This is a genomic window from Mesorhizobium kowhaii (assembly GCF_042431665.1).
In the GTDB taxonomy this organism is placed as follows: Bacteria; Pseudomonadota; Alphaproteobacteria; order Rhizobiales; family Rhizobiaceae; genus Mesorhizobium; species Mesorhizobium kowhaii.
The window spans coordinates 1,808-3,017 of sequence record NZ_JBHLYT010000173.1 but is presented as its reverse complement, the minus strand read 5'-3'; the positions used below and the strand labels follow the sequence as shown (position 1 = coordinate 3,017).

Sequence of the window (1,210 nt, the reverse complement as noted above, 5' to 3'; positions counted from 1 at the left end):
ATCATGCTTCCCAATCGCGCCGTCAGTTCAATCAGTTCAGGCGTGGCTCGATCAGGGCAGATCTCGTTGAGTGGTGCGAAGGCAGCGACCATGCCAGGATGGCAATCCCGGCAGAGCATCCAACGGGGATTGCGAACCTTCACGGTGCCGAAAACAGTTCTGATTTTGCGCGTCCCATCGCTGCCTCCTTGAAGAAGCGACGGTGATGGACTGCTTGGGCTAACAACCCGTATTCGACCCCAGAGAAATTACCGGTCTCGCAGCGAGCCAAGCGCGAATCTCAAATTAAATGCAAATTCTCAATTGTCTGCTGACGCATAGATCCTCTAGTCGACGAATCGCAAAGGAACGATATCGCGTGCTTTGCTGAGTGCACCTGGGACGACGAGGTATTGGATGCCCGAGAAAATCAAGTTGATCCGACGCTCGGCGCTCAACACGGGCCGCGGCGCTAACCTCTCCGGATAATGACGAAGCATCGAAACAGCCGTTGCCGTCCCTTTTCCCAGTTAGCAGCGCTCCATTTTGAGGGCTCGATGAGGGTATGTTTGACCGGAGACCGGCTGACGTAACGCGGAGGCCGTCGCCAACCGATGGCTGAAAGCAGGCCTCGCACAGTTGTTGCGATGCCGGATGTGCTCTTCGCACGCTATCCGGCGCACCGTGCACTCGCCGCAGGTTCTCATCTGCTGCGCGCTTCGCCCTGCGGACAGCAGACAGCGAAGCCTCCACTGCCTCGAAAAGCTCGCGACGGTGGCTCAATTCCGTGACCGGCTCGCCATTTTGGGGAGGTAATCCGTGCAGATGCCTGGCGTGGATCATCCAATCCATCTCCTGACCGCGTCATTTGGCACCGACCTCTTTCAGCCGGCGGATCCTTCCGACCGCCGGATCATGTTGACGATCCCTCGGGAGATTTGCCTCTTGTAAAGAACATGACGGTCTGCGCCGTCTTACCTACGTTGCTGTTACTCTACCGTGCAGTGGCCTTGGAAAATATGACAGATGGACCACAATAATCGGGTTTAAGCTGAAGATTTCTCAGCGAATCCTGAAAAAAGGGAACAGCAGGTCTTCGATCTTCATGATGCATCAAGCGGTCGCCCTTTGCAGTCCGCTGAATGTGTTTTGCGGACGCGGCAGACCGAAATGGTCCCGCAGCGTTGCCCCGTCATAGTCGTGTCGGAAAAGTCCGCGCCTGCGCAAGATC

1 pseudogene is annotated in these 1,210 nt (G+C 56.4%); it reads right to left on the bottom strand.

Annotated elements, in window-relative coordinates:
• Positions 1–170, bottom strand: a pseudogene (locus ACFFNA_RS36910) (ISKra4-like element ISMet1 family transposase); the annotation flags it as partial.
• Positions 171–1,210: the final 1,040 nt, after the last annotated feature.